Origin of the sequence: Bacillus sp. A260 (assembly GCF_009861435.1) — a bacterium.
Classification (GTDB): Bacteria; Bacillota; Bacilli; order Bacillales; family Bacillaceae_G; genus Bacillus_A; species Bacillus_A cereus.
Genome location: NZ_CP046398.1, coordinates 632,060 through 649,049 on the forward strand (window position 1 = coordinate 632,060; position 16,990 = coordinate 649,049).

Below are 16,990 nucleotides of genomic sequence, written 5' to 3' on the forward strand. Positions count from 1 at the left end.
GTATAAGTAAGCATAGTTCTTTGCTCCCTTTCTCCTCTGATTTTGAAGTTAGTATACTACATGTTTTTTTGAATGAAAAGAAAAATATAAAAATTTTTATAAAAATACGTTTTAAAGATTAAATATTTACCTATATTTTTCTTGTACTGGAAAATAAGTGAGAGATTGGCAGAAGAGTGAAGCATGTTATAATACATATAGAATTAGAAGGTGACAAGGGGCTATTGTAGATGATGAGTAAGTATGAACAAATTTATACAGAAATCAGTAAATCTATTGATAATAAACAATTAAAAGAGGGATGCAAAATCCCATCAGAAACAGAATTAATGAAGCAGTATGAGGCAAGCCGAGGCACGGTAAGAAAAGCTGTAGATTTACTGCAAGAGCGTGGATATGTGCAAAAAATTCATGGAAAAGGTGTTTTTGTTTTAAAGCGAAAAAATATTGAATTTAATTTTGGCGGTATTGTAAGTTTCCAAGAAGAAAATGAACGTTTAGGACGTCATTGTATTACGGAAGTTGTGGAAATGGACAAAGAAAAAGCCACAAAAGACATTGCGAAATTATTAAATGTAAAAGAAAAAACAGAGATTGACCATATTAAACGTGTACGAAATATTGATGGAGAAAAAGTAATTTTAGATATAAATCATTTTGTATCTGAGTTTATTCCAGGATTAACGAAAGAAATTGCAACTGCATCGATTTATAAATACATCGAGAAAGAGCTTGGGCTACATATTAGTTATTCGCAGAGGGTAATAGAAGTACAGCCATGTACAGAGGATGACAGAAAGTATTTAGATTTAAATGGAACAGACTATGTTGTCGTTGTGAAAAACTTTACACATTTGTATGATGGAAGTCAGTTTGAATATACAGAATCACGCCACCGTTTAGATATTTTTCACTTTTCGGATGTGGCACGCAGGAAGTAAAGAGGTGGAACAAAATATTGTTTCATCTCTTTTTTTTATAAAAAAAACACAAACTCGTATATACGAGTGTTGACTAACTTATATATACGAGTTAATATGTAATTGTAAACGGTATCAAAAAAAGAAAAGAGGGACGGGAATATGGGGAAAGACTATCGTAAAACAGCAGAGGAAGTGTTGCAGTATATTGGTGGGAAAGACAATATTGAACAAGCTGCACATTGTGTGACGAGGCTCCGTATCGCTTTAAAAGATGAAAGTAAAATAGATAATGATAAATTACAGTCTGTTTCATTAGTGAAAGGAGCGTTTCATAACGCTGGTATATTTCAAATTGTAATTGGTCCAGGGGATGTAGATCGTGTTTACGCTGAATTGATAACGCTTGCAGGTATGAAAGAATCGACTGTAGCGGACGTAAAAGACTCTGGAAATCAGAAGTTAAATCCAGCTCAAAAGTTTGTGAAAATATTTTCGGATGTATTTATGCCGATATTACCAGCGATCGTAACAGCTGGTCTACTAATGGGTATTAACAATCTATTAGGCGCAAAGGACTTATTTTTTGATGGGAAAAATTTATTAGATGTTTATCCGAACTTAGGCGGGCTTTGGGATTTAATTAATATGATGGCCAATACAGCATTCGTATTCTTACCAGCACTTGTCGGTTGGTCAGCAACGAAGCGTTTTGGTGGTAGTCCAATACTAGGGATTGTTATGGGATTAATGCTTGTGCACCCGGCCTTATTAAACGCTTGGGACTATGGAAAAGCAGCGACTGGTTTAGAGGGTCAAAAGATTGAGTACTTCAATATTTTAGGACTATTCCAAATTGAGAAGGTAGGATATCAAGGACAAATTTTACCTGTTTTAGTAGCAGCATTTGTATTAAGTAAAGTGGAAATTTTCTTAAAGAAACATGTACCAAATGCAATTCAATTATTAGTTGTACCAATTACAACAATCGTTGTGACAGGTGTGTTAGCACTAGGAATTATCGGTCCGGTTACACGTCATATTGGAGATTTATTAACAGTAGGATTAGTAGGTGTATATGAAACAGTACCAGTAGTTGGAGCAGTATTATTTGGAGCGTTATATGCACCGCTTGTAATTACAGGTATGCATCATATGTTTATTGCAATTGATTTACAATTGATTGCACAACATGGCGGGACATTTATTTGGCCGATGATCGCTCTTTCTAACATTGCGCAAGGTAGTGCGGCACTTGCGATGTTCTGGATTTCTAAAAATCAAAATGATAAAAGTATGGCATCAACATCAGCCATTTCAGCATACTTCGGTATTACAGAACCAGCGATGTTTGGGGTGAATTTACGAAATAAGTTCCCGTTCTATGCAGCGATTATAGGATCTGCTGTGGCAGCGATATTCATTACATTAAATGGTGTATTAGCGCCTGCTATCGGAATTGGCGGATTGCCAGCATTTATTTCTATCATTCCGAAATCGATTCCAATGTTTATTGTAGGAATGATTATTGCAGTTGTAATCCCGTTTACTTTAACATGGTTATTTGCAAAAAGAGTCAAACAGAAGTAGGAGGAAGTTAAACATGAAGGATTGGCATAAAAGTGTAGTCTATCAAATTTATCCGAAGAGCTTTAATAGTTATTACAATAGAGAAACCGGGGATATAAAAGGTGTTACAGAGAAACTAGATTATTTAAAAGAACTCGGAGTGGATTATATATGGTTAACACCGATATACCAATCACCACAAAATGATAATGGATATGATGTAAGTGATTACTACAGTATTGATCCATCTTACGGAACGATGGAAGAGTTTGAAGAACTTTTAGCAGAAGCGAAAGTACGTAACATTGAAATTATGCTTGATATTGTTGTAAATCATAGTTCGACTGAACATAAGTGGTTTAAAGAAGCGAAGGAAGATAAAAATAGTCCATATCGTAATTACTATATTTGGCGTGATGAAAAAAATAATTGGCAGTCTAAGTTTGGTGGATCTGCTTGGAAATATGATGAGAAGACGGAGCAATATTATTTACATTTATTTGATGAAACACAAGCTGATTTAAATTGGGAAAATGAAAAACTTCGTGAAGAAGTATATGATATGATGCGTTTTTGGCTGGATAAAGGAGTAACAGGATTCCGATTAGATGTCATTAACTTAATTTCAAAAGACCAATGTTTCTTAAACGATGAAGGTAGTACTGCGACAAGTGATGGACGCAAGTATTATACAGATGGTCCGCGTGTTCATGAATATTTACAAGAGATGAACCGAAATGTTTTTGCAGGAAAAGATGTAATTACAGTTGGAGAAATGTCATCTACGACAATTGATAATTGTATTAAATATTCAAACCCTGAGCGTAATGAATTAAGTATGACGTTTAGTTTCCATCATTTAAAAGTAGATTATCCGAATGGTGATAAGTGGACGAAGGCTGATTTTGATTTTATTAAATTAAAAGAGATTATGTCTAGCTGGCAAATTGAAATGCAAAAGGACGGAGGATGGAATGCGTTATTTTGGTGTAATCATGACCAGCCTCGCATCGTGTCACGCTTTGGTGATGATGGAAAGTACCGAAACGAATCTGCAAAAATGTTAGCGACAGCCATGCACATGCTGCAAGGAACGCCTTATATTTATCAAGGGGAAGAAATCGGTATGACGGATCCTAAATTTGAGTCCATCGAGCAATATCGTGATGTGGAATCGTTAAATATATACGATATAAAGCTAAAAGAAGGGCTATCAAAAGAAGAGATTATCGGGATTTTAAAGCAAAAATCTCGTGACAACTCTCGCACTCCGATGCAGTGGAATGAAGAGATGAACAGTGGTTTTACAACAAGTACACCTTGGATTTCAGCGGCTGAAAACTTTAAAGAAATAAACGTAGAGAAGGCATTAGAAGATAAAGAGTCCGTATTTTATCATTATAAAAAGTTAATAGAACTTAGGAAAACGTATGATGTAATTACAGAAGGAGAATATGCTATTTTGGATAAAAATGATCCTAAGATTTGGGCATATACTCGTACTACAGAAAGTGAAGTGCTGCTTGTTATAAATAACTTCTATGGAGAAGAAATAACGTACTCTGTACCAGCGCACGTTCAATTAGATGGAATGAAACAAGAAATACTACTGTCGAATTATAAAGATGCTAGCAAGGATATTACAAAACTTAGCTTAAGACCATATGAATCAATTGTGTATCGATATACGAAATAAAAAGGTTGTATGCCCATGCGGCATACAACCTTTTATTTTAGGACACCACTGTACAAAATGTTTACCTCTACCTCAGGTTTGAATTTTACTTTTGCATAATCTTTATTCCAATTTTTCTTCCTCCATAAGTCAGGGTGGTAGGCGATAAGGTGTCTGCCGATACCGAAAGCATCACAGTTTGCTTTTTGTAACTTTTTCGTTATCTTTTTAGCTTCTTTCGTAAGTTGTTTAGACAATTCTTTATTTAGTTTTTTTCTTTCATCCATTTTGTAAAGATTATCTCTCGGAGCTTCAAGCGCTATAACTTTTAGTTGGAGCTTAATGTGAGCATAAACATTTCCTTTTTTATCTGTTGTTATTTTTAAGTCTCGTTTTAACTTTCGGTTGCTAATTTCCATTGTTAAATAATCAGATGTTTTCTCTGATTCATCGCTAGTAAGCTTCTGGGTTATACGGGCACTTGTTCCCATTTTTCCGGTTAATAATACGAATAAAACAGATTGTTTCAAAGGTAAATGCCCAGTTAATTTATCATTGTTAAATAAAGCTAGACCGTTTGTAATTACTTCTTTTCCTTTTATTTTTATAGAAGGGAGGGTAAAGTCTTTACCGGGATCTAACATTTTTGTAGCAGCTGTCTCTAAAGTTTCTTTTGGAAATACACTCATATCTTCTAAGCTTTTCACTTTTTTCTTTAGAAAATCTCCAATTAGTAAATTTCCTACTTTCTTTTTTTCTAGTATCTCGGATGTTTCACCATCTACTGCAATAAGTTTTACTAAAGCAGTTGGGTTTGTTGGGTCCCGAAAACTGACATCTAAATAAGGTAATATACCTTTTTTTAGGATTTTGGTTCCTAGTAATTGAACACCATATTTAAAATAACGAATATTCCCAGTAACATTTTTTTTTAGGGCATCGCTTGTATCCCTTATGTTATGCCCCGTTGCTGAATGTATTTCATTTTCGAATGAAGATTGCTCTCCGCTTGAACTTTTTACGAGCTCGATTGTTTGCTGGAGTTGATTCTCTTCCGTAATATCAGATCCAATACTATAAGCTAACCTTGCCTCCCTTAATGGTTCTTGATCCCAGCATCCAGAAAGGAGGGAACTAGTACATAATACAAAAAGTAATTTAACTCTTTTTTTGAACATACTGTTCTCCTTTCTTATTTCGTATCACAGAATAAAGTAGAAATAAAAGAGGAAGGACAACTATGAAAATATAGGTGAACTTATCAGTGAAAGTTGAGATTACTTTTAATTCTTCAGGTGTATCTATAAATAAGGCTACACTAAAAGCAATAATACCAATGATTGGAACAGCTTTTTTATGATTAGCAAGATTGAATATATGTCCTATTCCGATTGAAGCAGCGCAATAATAACTAGCGATAGAAGCTGCAACAGTTATCATCCAAATTGGTATAAATAGTAAATCAGTTCGGTCTATAATTCCGATATGTAAGGAGCGTAATAAGTAAGCAACTGGTTCTGGAATAAGCTCAATTTGTTTTGGACTAAATACGATAAAGCAAATCCAAACAGTAAAAGTATAAAAAAGTGTTACAAATCCATTAGCGATAGAAATGGCCTTCAGTTTTGCGACAGAACTGCCATTTACTTTTGGAAAAGCGATAAGAATGATTTCAAAACCATACATGGCTGTAATTGTTTCCTTGGATGCTTGAATTATATTCCACCAGCCGGCTTCTGTAATGGGAAAAATATAAGAGAAATCAGCTCGGGAAAGCCCTAGGGCAATTAAAAGGGCCATTGGAATAATGAGGATAGAGGCCATGACATAAAATCGTACGATGACTTTAAATGTATTATAGGCTATATAGCAGCAAGCTATCGTAAATAGCATGAGAATGGCAGACCAAGGAGTAGCTTGTAATATCCATACTTTAATGACATTACAAGCATTCAACATAACCGTCATACCAATAAGCGTAAAATAAAAAACATAAGCAAAACCTAATAGTTTTCCAAACTTATTACCAAATAGCATACAAACGCTTTCATACATATCTGCATCAGGAAATCGCTTTAAGAAAAGCCACATAAGTAAAATAATAAGTTGAATTGCAAGCCCAGCGACGAGAGCGGAAATCCATCCACCTCCTTTTGCTATTGGGTGAAGACGGTTAGGTAGAGAAAGGATACCAACTCCGATTTGGCATTGAATAACGAAAAAGGTAAATTGAACGAGCGAAATTTTACTTTGCGTGTTTGTCACCGTCCTCATCCTCTCTCGTTACATGTTGTCGTTGCATTTTTTTCGGTTTTGGATCATGTGGTCGTTCCCAAAACGACCAAATTGGAAGTCTTACGAAAGAATCTTTCATATCTTTTATCCGCATCGGGGCAACAGGAGAAAGATATGGCGTATGAAATGAATGTAATTGACATAAATGAACGAAAGTTATAATTAGACCGAATGATATTCCGACGTATCCGAATATAGCAGCAAGAATCATTAATGGAAAACGAAGAATTCGAACTGCTGAACTCATATCGTTTGATGGAACGAGAAAAGATGAGATGGCAGTTAAAGCTACAACAATAATCATCGTATAAGAAACAAGTCCAGCTTTTACAATTGCATCACCAATTACTAAACCACCTACAATACCGATTGTTTGTCCAACTCGGCTTGGTAAGCGAATACCAGCTTCCCGTAATAATTCAAAGATTAATTCCATTAAGAGAGCTTCAAAAATAGGAGGAAGTGGTACTTTCTCTAATGAAGCTTTAATTGTATACACAAGTTCGAGCGGCAATACATCAGGATGAAAGGCTACGGTTGCGATATATATAGCTGGTAAGAGAAAAGCAATCAAGAAACTCACTAAGCGAATCATTCGGACGAAAGAACCGACAATCCAGCGGTTATTATAATCGTCTGGTGATTGATAGAAAGCAAATAACGTAACAGGAACGATAAGCGCTGTGGGATCTCCATCAGATAAAATAGCAACTCGTCCTTCCATTAAATTTGCAGCGGTCCTATCTGGACGCTCTGTATTTAATTGCTGCGGAAATGGTGAGAAAGACGTATCCTCTATAAATTCTTGTATATATCCTGGAGGCATAAGTGCATCTGTCTTAATCGTTTCTAACCTTCTTTTTACTTCTGTAACTAAATCGTCATTCGCTATGTTTTGCATATAAGCAATTGCCACTTTCGTATGCATTTCTTCACCAAGTGTGAAATATTTAACGACGATATTTGGACTTTTTATGAGCTTACGAATCGAAGCTAAATTAGTTGCTAGATCCTCTACAAAACCAGTATGTGGACCGCGCACAATCCCTTCATTATCAGGCTCTGCTATATCTCGCTTTAAAGATAAAGCTGTTTCGAAAATAAAAAAACTGTCGACGTGTTCATGAAAATATAAGGATTTACCTTGTAATAAAAGCTGCACACCATAATTTAAATTCGTTTCTTTTTTCATATTTAATGTGGCAAAAGCTTTATCTAAAGCCAAATCCGACCGAGTTAATAAAGGATCAAGAGCTAATTGGTGAATCAAATTTGGGTCTGCTAAAGATTCGATATATAAGATTGTTCCTTTTCCGTTTTGAAATGGGACATCTAATTTTTTTATATCATCTGAGTGACATAGCTTATTTTCAATGTAATTAATATTTTCCGGAAGTGATGGAAACATATGCTTTTGGCCCGTACTCTCTTGTTGTTCTTTTTTCTCTGTCATAATTTCCACCTCTTTTAGATAAAGTTACTTCTGTTAATTTTTGCTTTTTGTGAGAAATTTATGCTTGGATTATTTTTGACAAAGTAGCTTGAAAGTTACGTTACGTCATCTTTTATACTATAGAAAATAGGGTATAGGGGATGATATAAATGACTTTGAGGGATATGTGGGGATGGAAAGAAATTTTATATTTATTTATGTTTGTATTTGTTATTGTTCCAGTAACTGTTGAATCTCTTTTTTATAAATATATTTTAGAAATAATAGGTAACTCACTATATGCTGGAGTATTAATGGGCTTTATAATGGCAGTGATATTTACTACTGTAGTTTATCTTTTTTGTATCAAAAGATATAAACTCTCGTGGAAAGATATTGGAATTCGGAAGCTTTCATGGAAAGATCTTTTATGGACAGTTGGAGCGGTTATTTTCTTAATTGTAGCTAGTATTGCTGTATTAGTGATAATGGAGAAAATGGGTATTTCCTTTGAAAATAGTAAGACGGAGACGGTCCAAAATGATAAATCAATCTATTCATTCTGTATCGTGGTAATTGGAGCAGCAATTATATCACCAATCTATGAAGAGATTTTATATCGAGGTGTTTTTTATACATTTTTTCGTGATAGATATGGCATGTGGGGCGGTATGTTTATTAGTTCCATAATATTTACCGTTGTCCATATCCCTACATATAACACATTACTGGTGAATTTTTTGAGTGGGGTAGTATTTGTATGGTTATATGAGAAAACAAATTCTATTTTATCAGCTATGATTGCCCACGCATTATTCAATTTCATAGCAGTACTTCTAACATTTGTGTCGAATTAAGAAGATATATAGGAGGGATATATATGGAAATAGCTGTAGAACGTGTTTTTACGAAAGAGATTTTAAAAAGAGCAGCGGGTTTGTTTCATGTAACAGTAGAAGAAAAGCCACTTGGAGATTTTGAGAATTATATTTTTAAGGCGAAGGGTGATAATGATGAAGATTATGTATTACGTTTAACACATTCTTCTCATCGTTCTAAACAAGAGGTAGAGGCTGAACTAGATTTTTTACGATATGTTGCGGAGAATGGGGCAAAGGTAGCAGGACCTCTTTATTCAACGTCTCGAAATCTCGTAGAAGAAATCGTAGCAGAGGATGGGACTTTCTTTTTCGCTTCTTTATTTATATATGCAAAAGGTGAGCAAGTAAAAGGAGCAGAATCGCCTTATTGGGGAGATGCTTATTTTGAAGCGTGGGGAAAAGCGATTGGGCAACTGCATCGCCTTACAATGGATTATCCTAAAACAGACTACCGTGATACGTGGGAAGAAGACGAAAGTGGAATTGTTAATGAATTAGAAGATGGTCAAGTGAAAGAGATTGCAGCAGTATTAATGGATGAAATTAAGGCTCTTCCAGTTGAAAGAGAAACGTTCGGTCTTATGCACGGTGATATTCATCAAGGTAATTTTCATTATGATGGTAAAGAGCTAACAATCTTTGATTTTGATGATGCTGCTTATAATTACTTTATACATGATTTAGCGATGGTTTTATACTACTCTGTTCTATTTACACCGTGGACAGCAGAAGAGAAGACAGATTTTGCTCGTAAACAGTTACAAGTGTTACGAAAAGGATATGAGTATGAGCACAGGCTGGCGGATAGTTGGTATGAATCGTTACCACTATTTTTACGTTTACGTGATATAGGTTTATATGGAACGCTTCAAAAGAAGTTTAAAGGGAAAGATATGCCTGATAACTTCTTGAAATTATCAGAAGAGCTATACGAAAGAATTATTAAAAGAGAAGCAATTGTGAATATATAATACATTCAGTTCAAAACAAAGTATATAAAACAAATATATACTTTGTTTTTTTATACAAAAATATGTTTACTTTATTAAAATAATATTGTCCTAGATTCGGTATACACTTATAATTTTATATATATTCTGAATATTCTTTATAAAAAAGGAGGGGGAATGTTGGAAGCTTTCGTAAATTGGTTAAATAATATTGTTTGGAGTCCAGCACTTGTTTATTTATGTTTAGGAGTAGGTTTATATTTTTCTATTCGAACGAAGTTTTTACAAGTAAGACATGTAGGAGAAATGGTGAAGCTGACATTTCAAGGGGAAAAATCAGAAGCTGGTGTTTCTTCATTCCAAGCGTTAGCACTTTCGTTATCAGGACGTGTTGGAACAGGGAATATCGCTGGGGTAGCAACAGCGGTTGCATTCGGTGGACCAGGAGCTGTATTTTGGATGTGGGCAGTAGCCTTTTTAGGGGCAGGATCAGCTTATGTAGAATCAACACTCGCGCAAATATATAAGACGAAACATCAAGGGCAGTTTCGTGGTGGACCTGCTTATTACATTGAAAAAGGTTTAGGTGTGAAATGGTATGCTTTAGTATTCGTTGCAGCGACAATTCTTGCAACAGGACTTTTACTACCAGGTGTACAAGCAAATAGTATTGCTGTAAGTTTAGAAACTGCTTTTGGTATTAATACTACCGTATCAGGGGCTATATTAGTTGTCGTATTAGCTCTTATCATTTTCGGTGGAGTAAAGCGAATTGTTAACGTAGCGCAAGTTGTCGTACCGTTTATGGCAATAGGCTATATTTTAGTAGCTTGCGTCATTGTTGCTATGAATATTGAAAAATTGCCAGAAGCATTTATGTTAATTATAAGAAGTGCATTTGCATTAGAAGCTGCTTTCGGTGGTATTATCGGTTTAGCAATCTCTTGGGGGGTAAAACGTGGTATTTATTCCAATGAAGCAGGACAAGGGACTGGACCACACGCAGCAGCTGCAGCCGAAGTATCACATCCAGCTAAGCAAGGGTTAGTACAAGCATTTTCCGTTTACATTGATACATTATTTGTTTGTTCAGCAACAGCATTTATGATGATTATTACAGGCATGTATAACGTATTTGATGCAAGCGGAAAAAACTTTATCGTTAATAAACTAAACGGCGCTCAGCCAGGACCAGGATATACACAGGCGGCGGTAGAATCTGTTTTCCCTGGATTTGGAAATGGTTTCGTTGCAATCTCGTTATTATTCTTCGCGTTTACAACAATTATGGCGTATTACTACATTGCAGAAACGAATATCGCGTACTTAAATCGTGATAAAGACCGTCCTTGGATGTCTATGGTATTAAAATTTGTATTTTTAGGAGCTGTATTCTACGGTTGTATAAAAACAGCAGCAACGGCTTGGGCTTTAGGTGATATCGGTGTAGGGATTATGGCATGGGTAAATATCATTGCGATTTTATTGTTACAAAAACCTGCATTAGTCGCATTAAAGGATTATGAAAAACAGAAAAAAGAAGGAAAAGATCCAGTATTCGATCCAGGGCCATTAGGAATTAAAAATGCTGATTTTTGGGAGCATGAATACGGGAAAGATAAGAAAGAAGAAGTATCTTAACTTAATAGAATAGAAATGAAAAAGCAAAGGGAAAATGCCTTTGCTTTTTTTATGGACAAAATGAGGCTGGAAGTTATTTTTTTGCCTATTTTTGAATATAAAAAGAATGTACATGCATTGTTAGGGGAAGGGGGAGTATGTTGATAGAATTTCGTAATGTAAATAAATATTATGGTAGCTTTCAAGTTTTGAAAAATATTAATATGCAAGTGAAAAAAGGCGAAGTGGTGGTAGTTGTCGGGCCTTCAGGATCAGGAAAAAGTACATTGCTTCGATGTATAAATCAATTAGAGGCAATTACAGATGGAGAATTAATTGTACAAAATACAGAGGTACACAATAAAAAAACGGACATGAATGAATTGCGGCGAAATATTGGGATGGTCTTTCAACATTTTTATTTATATCCACATAAAACGGTTCTTCAAAATATTACATTAGCACCGATTAAAGTAAATAAAGTTTCCAAAGAAGAAGCAGAGAAAACAGCAATGTTTTATTTAGAGAAAGTAGGAATCCCGGAGAAGGCTAACGTATATCCACATCAATTATCCGGAGGACAACAGCAACGGGTGGCAATTGCTAGAGGACTTGCAATGCAGCCAGAAATTATGCTATTCGATGAGCCTACGTCTGCTCTTGATCCAGAGATGATTGGAGAGGTACTTGATGTTATGAAAGCACTGGCTAAAGAAGGGATGACAATGGTCGTTGTCACGCATGAAATGGGATTTGCGCGAGAAGTAGCAGATAGGATCTTATTTATGGATGATGGCCAAATTATTGAAGATACAACACCGGCGAACTTTTTTGCAAACCCTGAACAAGAAAGAGCCCGTTTATTTTTAAGTCGGGTACTAAATCATTAGAGGAGGAATTTCATGCTTAAAATGAAAAAGTTATTTACTTTAATCGTATTTTCATGTTTATTCGTGCTTGTTGTTGCTGGATGCGGAAGTAAGAAAGATGAGGCAAAGGAAACAAATACGAAGCAAGGCGGGGCTGTTGAGCAAATTAAGAAACGAGGGAAATTAGTAGTTGGGGTGAAGAATGATACGAATTTATTTGGATTAAAAAATCCTTCAACAGGGCAGGTAGAAGGATTCGATGTTGATGTCGCCAAGGCACTGGCGAAAAAGATTCTTGGAGATGAAAAGAAGCTAGAGCTGAAAGAAGTAACGTCTAAAACACGCATTCCAATGCTGAAAAATGGTGATATTGATGCAATTATTGCAACAATGACAATTACGGAAGAACGCAAAAAAGAAGTGGATTTTTCAGATGTATATTTTAAAGCAGGACAATCGTTACTTGTGAAAAAAGGAAGCAATATTAAGAGCGTCGATGATATAAAACAAGGCGTTAAAGTATTAGCTGTAAAAGGATCAACATCTACAAATAACATTCGTCAAAAGTCACCAGAAGCGACTGTATTAGAGTTTGAAAATTATAGTGAGGCATTTACAGCGTTAAAGGCAGGTAAAGGTGATGTGTTAACGACAGATAATGCGATCCTTTACGGAATGGCAAAACAAGATTCTAATTATGAAGTAGTAGGAAAAATTTTCACAGATGAACCGTATGGAATTGCAGTGCAAAAAGGGGCAGATGATTTAACGAAAGAGATTAATACTTTAATTAAAGACATGAAAGCAAGCGGGGAGTATGACAAATTATATGAGAAGTGGATTGGACAAAAACCAGAAAAGTAGATAGTAAAAGTGAGAGGATGAGAGTACTCATCCTCTTCTTGTAAAGAAAGAGGGGAGAATATGTGCCTGATTTTTCTATATTAACGAATAACATTGATATGTATTTAGAAGGGTTTAAATATACAGTTATGTCTAGTGTAATTGCATTGATAGGTAGTTTTATTTTAGGAGTAATTTTGGCAGTAATGCGTATTGCACCTATTCGCATTTTAAATTGGATAGGATCAGCTTTTGTGGAGTTTGTAAGAAATATTCCACTTGTATTAATTGTATTTATATTCTATTTTGCTTTACCTGTAATAGGAATTACTTTAAATGGTTTTGTAGCAGGAACAGTTACGCTTACGGTATATACGGCAGCTTTTATTGCAGAAGTAATTCGCGCTGGTATTTTATCAGTTGCGAAAGGGCAGATGGAAGCTGCTCGCTCTTCAGGGCTAACGTATGTGCAGGCGATGTATTATGTTGTCTTACCCCAAGCAGTGAAAATTGTAATTCCCCCTTTAGGAAACCAGTTTCTCAATTTAGTTAAAAACTCTTCAATACTTGGAATTATTGCTGGTGCTGATTTAATGTATCAAGGAGATTTAATTTCAACGAAGACGTTTGTTACGTTTGATGTTTATATATTTGTCGGGATGTTTTATTTAATATTAACAATTCCGCTCAGTATGCTAGTGCGTTATTTAGAAAAACGCTTAGCAAAGGAGGCGGTGTAAATGGATTTCAAGGGAGCAATTACAGGAGATCATATTCTATTTTTATTAAAAGGATTACTTATAACATTAGAGGTAGCGCTCATAGCAATTGTACTTAGTTTTATTATTGGAAGTGTAATCGGTATATTGCGCTACACGAAAATACCTGTCGTCTCACAAGTATTAGGAGTTATAGTTGAAGTGATTCGAAACTTACCACTACTGTTAATTATATTTTTCACGTATTTTGCACTTCCAGAAGCAGGCTTGAAATTAGAAATTATAACAGCTGCAATTGTTGCTTTAACAATATTTGAGGCAGCAATGATATCTGAAATTGTTAGAAGTGGTCTATTGTCTATTGAAAAAGGGCAGGTTGAAGCTGCAAGATCTTCGGGATTAACGTATGTTCAAGCGCTTTGGCATATTATTTTGCCACAAGCATTAAGGAGAATGGTTCCACCGCTTGTCAGTCAATTTATTTCATTGCTGAAGGATACGTCGCTAGCGGTTGTTATATCACTCCCTGAGCTTATGCATAATGCTCAAATTATTAGCGGGCAAAATGTGAATTACATGATTCCGACGTTTATAGTAGTAGCTTGTATGTACTTTATCGTAAATTATAGTTTATCAATTTTATCGAGAAGATTAGAACTCCGTTGACTCTTACAATATATGTAAGGGTTTTTCCTTGTTTCTCCTTATTTTCCTCTAAATAGAATCTAAATCTTGCAATAATTCGATTTTTATATTGTTTTATCAGAAAAGTTTTAATTTTATATAGAAAATGTAATCGCTTTCGTGTATATTTTTATTATCAGAAAATTTTAACAGGATATAGGGGTATGGTAGGGGGAGGATTTAGATGCAGCAACCAACGAATGAGAAATTACATCGTACGATGAAGAGTAGACATTTATTTATGATCGCACTTGGTGGTGTAATCGGAACTGGTTTCTTCTTAGGTTCAGGTTACACCATTAATCAGGCTGGACCAGGGGGAGCCATCCTTTCATATTTAGTAGGCGGATTTATTATGTATTTAACAATGCTTTGTCTTGGAGAGTTAACGGTAGCGATGCCGGTTTCAGGATCTTTCCAAAAGTATGCGACGAAGTTTATTGGACCAGGAACGGGCTTTATGATTGGCTGGTTATACTGGCTCGGCTGGGCAGTAACAGTGGGTCTAGAATTAACGTCAATCGGTTTAATGATGAAAAGATGGTTTCCAAATGTTGATGTTTGGGTATGGTGCCTTGTATTCGGCGTTATTTTATATGCTTCAAACGCAATTTCGGCGAAAAGTTATGCTGAATTAGAATTTTGGTTCTCTAGTATTAAAGTAATTACAATTCTTGCATTTGTTGTGCTTGGTGGTAGTGCATTATTAGGATTTATATCATATGACGGAAAAGAAGCAGCACCTCTTTTCTCTAACTTTGTAAGCGATGGTGGACTTTTCCCGAATGGACTAGCTGCCGTATTACTTACAATGATTACAGTTAACTTCTCGTTCCAAGGAACAGAGTTAATCGGAATTGCAGCGGGAGAAAGTGAAAATCCAGAAAAAACAATTCCACGTGCAATCCGTAATACAGTATGGCGCATTATGTTATTCTTCATTTTAACAATGACGATTTTAGTAGGATTAATTTCTTGGAAAGAAGCAGGCGTAATTGAAAGCCCATTTGTAGTCGTATTTGATAAAATTGGTATTCCATACGCAGCTGATATTATGAACTTCGTTATTATTACTGCGTTATTATCTGTAGCGAACTCTGGATTATATGCAGCGACGCGTATACTATGGTCACTTGCAAATGAAGGAATGGCACCAACTTCCTTCCAGAAAGTAAATAAGCGTGGTATTCCAATTACAGCGCTAGTCGTAACGATTGCGGTAGCTGGATTATCTCTATTCACAAGTTTCCTTGCAGAAGATACAGTATACATGTACTTATTATCGATAGCTGGTTTATCGGCTGTTTCAAGTTGGATCATTATTGCTTTATCGCAACTTCGCTTTAGAAGTCAGTATATAAAAGGCGGAGGAAAGTTAGAGGACTTAAAGTATAGAACACCACTATATCCGATTGTTCCAATTTTAGCTTTAATTACAAATAGCATCGTTGTTATTAGTTTAGCGTTTATTCCTGAACAAAGAATGGCGTTATACTGCGGTATTCCATTTATCATTTTCTGCTATATATATTATTATTATATGAGTAAGAAACAGCAGAAACCGATGAAAGTGGAGATGGACAAAACAAATGAAACTAACAATCAAATACGATGATATAAAGGCAGATTTATCGTACGCTCAATTAGCGATTGGAAAAGAAAACGGGTATTCACCGTTACAATTACTCGTTTCTTCTATCGCAGGATGTAGTGCAATTGTCTTTCGAACAATTTTAGAAAAGAAACGTATTACATACGATACGTTTACGATCGAAACTGAAATTGGTAGAAGTGAAGCTTTATCCAAACCAGTTGAAAGTGTTCATTTGCACTATAAAATTAAAGCGAAAAACATTACAGAAGAGCAGTTGGACAAAGCATTGCAGCTTGCAGTGAAAAATTGCACGATTGTTCAATCTGTAAAAGACAGTATAAAAGTTACGGAAACAATTGAACTAATAAAATAAAACATAAAAACGTGAGAGCCGTATTCTCACGTTTTTATGTTTTTAGAAAGAGGGGAAAGTGTAGTGGACTGTTTAGGTTGTAAATTAGCAAATGAAGAGGAAAAAATATATAAAATATATGAAGATGACTATGTAACATGTTTTTTAGATCATGAACCTTTCTATACAGGACATACTTTAATTGTGCCAAAGCAACATGTTGTAGAAGTAGACGAATTAGATGATGTTGTAGCAAAATCCATTATGGATGCTTCTAAGCTGATTGCAAAAGCGATTAAGGTATTATATAAACCTGACGGAATTACGATTTGTCAAAATGGTGGAATCTTTAATGAACTTACGCACTATCATATGCATGTTGTACCGAGATATAAAGAGCGTTCATTTGCTGAGTTTTATACGGTACAATCGGGAGAAAAGAAGAATCATAATTTGGAAGAAATAAAGACGTTGTTAAAAGAAGAGATAGAGCAAGTGTTGCTGACTGAAAAGGCATAAGAGGAATGTTCTTTATGAAACAGTCAGGAAAATTCGAATAAACAAAAGCCCGATTTCTTAGTTAAAAT

At 35.2% G+C, this 16,990-nt stretch carries 16 protein-coding genes; 13 read left to right on the plus strand and 3 right to left on the minus strand.

Going from position 1 to position 16,990, the window contains the following annotated elements; translation table 11 throughout:
- Positions 1 to 230 precede the first annotated feature (230 nt).
- From treR to treC, 3 genes are all read left to right on the plus strand, one after another.
- Positions 231 to 941, plus strand: a complete 711-nt coding sequence (gene treR / locus GD442_RS03190; RefSeq protein WP_000987240.1) for a trehalose operon repressor — start codon at positions 231 to 233, stop codon at positions 939 to 941.
- Between the two features lie 141 nt (positions 942 to 1,082).
- Positions 1,083 to 2,510, plus strand: coding sequence for a PTS system trehalose-specific EIIBC component (gene treP, locus GD442_RS03195; protein ID WP_000513935.1), 1,428 nt, complete (start codon positions 1,083 to 1,085; stop codon positions 2,508 to 2,510).
- Between the two features lie 13 nt (positions 2,511 to 2,523).
- Positions 2,524 to 4,185, plus strand: coding sequence for an alpha,alpha-phosphotrehalase (gene treC / locus GD442_RS03200; RefSeq protein ID WP_159365039.1), 1,662 nt, complete (start codon positions 2,524 to 2,526; stop codon positions 4,183 to 4,185).
- A gap of 32 nt (positions 4,186 to 4,217) precedes the next feature.
- Here the strand turns inward: treC and gerKC are convergent, their stop codons facing one another.
- From gerKC to gerKA, 3 genes are read right to left on the minus strand one after another with little or no spacing between them, the layout of a single operon-like run.
- Positions 4,218 to 5,342: a spore germination protein GerKC gene (gene gerKC, locus GD442_RS03205; RefSeq protein ID WP_000474044.1), complete on the minus strand. Its 1,125-nt coding sequence runs from the start codon at positions 5,340 to 5,342 to the stop codon at positions 4,218 to 4,220.
- Positions 5,323 to 6,429 carry a GerAB/ArcD/ProY family transporter gene (locus GD442_RS03210; protein WP_000185798.1) on the minus strand — a complete coding sequence of 369 codons (1,107 nt, stop codon included), beginning with the start codon at positions 6,427 to 6,429 and terminating at the stop codon, positions 5,323 to 5,325. The genes gerKC and GD442_RS03210 overlap by 20 nt, the downstream gene beginning before the upstream one ends.
- Positions 6,410 to 7,912: a spore germination protein GerKA gene (gene gerKA / locus GD442_RS03215; RefSeq protein ID WP_086407842.1), complete on the minus strand. Its 1,503-nt coding sequence runs from the start codon at positions 7,910 to 7,912 to the stop codon at positions 6,410 to 6,412. Before gerKA ends, GD442_RS03210 begins: the two co-directional genes overlap by 20 nt.
- Before the next feature lie 149 nt (positions 7,913 to 8,061).
- On the opposite strand from gerKA, the gene GD442_RS03220 reads away from it, so the two are divergent.
- The 10 genes from GD442_RS03220 to GD442_RS03265 all read left to right on the plus strand — a co-directional run bounded on the left by GD442_RS03220 (position 8,062) and on the right by GD442_RS03265 (position 16,922).
- The gene (locus GD442_RS03220) at positions 8,062 to 8,748 is read left to right on the plus strand and encodes a CPBP family intramembrane glutamic endopeptidase (protein WP_086407841.1); all 687 of its coding nucleotides are present in this window, start codon (positions 8,062 to 8,064) and stop codon (positions 8,746 to 8,748) included.
- Between the two features lie 23 nt (positions 8,749 to 8,771).
- Positions 8,772 to 9,743, plus strand: coding sequence for a phosphotransferase enzyme family protein (locus GD442_RS03225; RefSeq protein ID WP_000401640.1), 972 nt, complete (start codon positions 8,772 to 8,774; stop codon positions 9,741 to 9,743).
- 159 nt (positions 9,744 to 9,902) lie between these two features.
- Positions 9,903 to 11,363, plus strand: coding sequence for an alanine/glycine:cation symporter family protein (locus GD442_RS03230; protein WP_000387160.1), 1,461 nt, complete (start codon positions 9,903 to 9,905; stop codon positions 11,361 to 11,363).
- Positions 11,364 to 11,500: 137 nt separating this feature from the next.
- Entirely contained in the window at positions 11,501 to 12,232 is a 732-nt protein-coding gene (locus GD442_RS03235; protein WP_050551988.1) for an amino acid ABC transporter ATP-binding protein, read from the plus strand.
- 12 nt (positions 12,233 to 12,244) lie between these two features.
- Positions 12,245 to 13,075 (plus strand): glutamine ABC transporter substrate-binding protein GlnH, encoded by an 831-nt coding sequence (glnH, locus tag GD442_RS03240; protein WP_000916491.1) that lies wholly within the window; start codon positions 12,245 to 12,247, stop codon positions 13,073 to 13,075.
- A 62-nt stretch (positions 13,076 to 13,137) separates the two neighbouring features.
- Positions 13,138 to 13,794 carry an amino acid ABC transporter permease gene (locus GD442_RS03245; protein ID WP_086407839.1) on the plus strand — a complete coding sequence of 219 codons (657 nt, stop codon included), beginning with the start codon at positions 13,138 to 13,140 and terminating at the stop codon, positions 13,792 to 13,794.
- Entirely contained in the window at positions 13,795 to 14,439 is a 645-nt protein-coding gene (locus GD442_RS03250; RefSeq protein ID WP_000345960.1) for an amino acid ABC transporter permease, read from the plus strand.
- 202 nt (positions 14,440 to 14,641) lie between these two features.
- The gene (locus tag GD442_RS03255; protein WP_001187098.1) at positions 14,642 to 16,072 is read left to right on the plus strand and encodes an amino acid permease; all 1,431 of its coding nucleotides are present in this window, start codon (positions 14,642 to 14,644) and stop codon (positions 16,070 to 16,072) included.
- Positions 16,047 to 16,424, plus strand: coding sequence for an OsmC family protein (locus GD442_RS03260; RefSeq protein ID WP_086407838.1), 378 nt, complete (start codon positions 16,047 to 16,049; stop codon positions 16,422 to 16,424). Before GD442_RS03255 ends, GD442_RS03260 begins: the two co-directional genes overlap by 26 nt.
- Before the next feature lie 36 nt (positions 16,425 to 16,460).
- Entirely contained in the window at positions 16,461 to 16,922 is a 462-nt protein-coding gene (locus GD442_RS03265; protein WP_002025299.1) for an HIT family protein, read from the plus strand.
- The last annotated feature ends 68 nt before the right edge of the window (positions 16,923 to 16,990 follow it).

What these genes read in the sequence shown, in the direction of transcription:
- treP (WP_000513935.1), top strand. Translation starts at nt 1,083, where the DNA reads ATGGGGAAAGACTATCGTAAAACAGCAGAGGAAGTGTTGCAGTATATT.
- gerKC (WP_000474044.1), bottom strand. Translation starts at nt 5,342, where the DNA reads ATGTTCAAAAAAAGAGTTAAATTACTTTTTGTATTATGTACTAGTTCC.
- GD442_RS03225 (WP_000401640.1), top strand. Translation starts at nt 8,772, where the DNA reads ATGGAAATAGCTGTAGAACGTGTTTTTACGAAAGAGATTTTAAAAAGA.
- glnH (WP_000916491.1), top strand. Translation starts at nt 12,245, where the DNA reads ATGCTTAAAATGAAAAAGTTATTTACTTTAATCGTATTTTCATGTTTA.
- GD442_RS03235 (WP_050551988.1), top strand. Translation starts at nt 11,501, where the DNA reads ATGTTGATAGAATTTCGTAATGTAAATAAATATTATGGTAGCTTTCAA.
- GD442_RS03220 (WP_086407841.1), top strand. Translation starts at nt 8,062, where the DNA reads ATGACTTTGAGGGATATGTGGGGATGGAAAGAAATTTTATATTTATTT.
- GD442_RS03265 (WP_002025299.1), top strand. Translation starts at nt 16,461, where the DNA reads ATGTTTTTAGAAAGAGGGGAAAGTGTAGTGGACTGTTTAGGTTGTAAA.
- GD442_RS03250 (WP_000345960.1), top strand. Translation starts at nt 13,795, where the DNA reads ATGGATTTCAAGGGAGCAATTACAGGAGATCATATTCTATTTTTATTA.
- gerKA (WP_086407842.1), bottom strand. Translation starts at nt 7,912, where the DNA reads ATGACAGAGAAAAAAGAACAACAAGAGAGTACGGGCCAAAAGCATATG.
- treR (WP_000987240.1), top strand. Translation starts at nt 231, where the DNA reads ATGATGAGTAAGTATGAACAAATTTATACAGAAATCAGTAAATCTATT.
- GD442_RS03260 (WP_086407838.1), top strand. Translation starts at nt 16,047, where the DNA reads ATGAAACTAACAATCAAATACGATGATATAAAGGCAGATTTATCGTAC.
- GD442_RS03255 (WP_001187098.1), top strand. Translation starts at nt 14,642, where the DNA reads ATGCAGCAACCAACGAATGAGAAATTACATCGTACGATGAAGAGTAGA.
- treC (WP_159365039.1), top strand. Translation starts at nt 2,524, where the DNA reads ATGAAGGATTGGCATAAAAGTGTAGTCTATCAAATTTATCCGAAGAGC.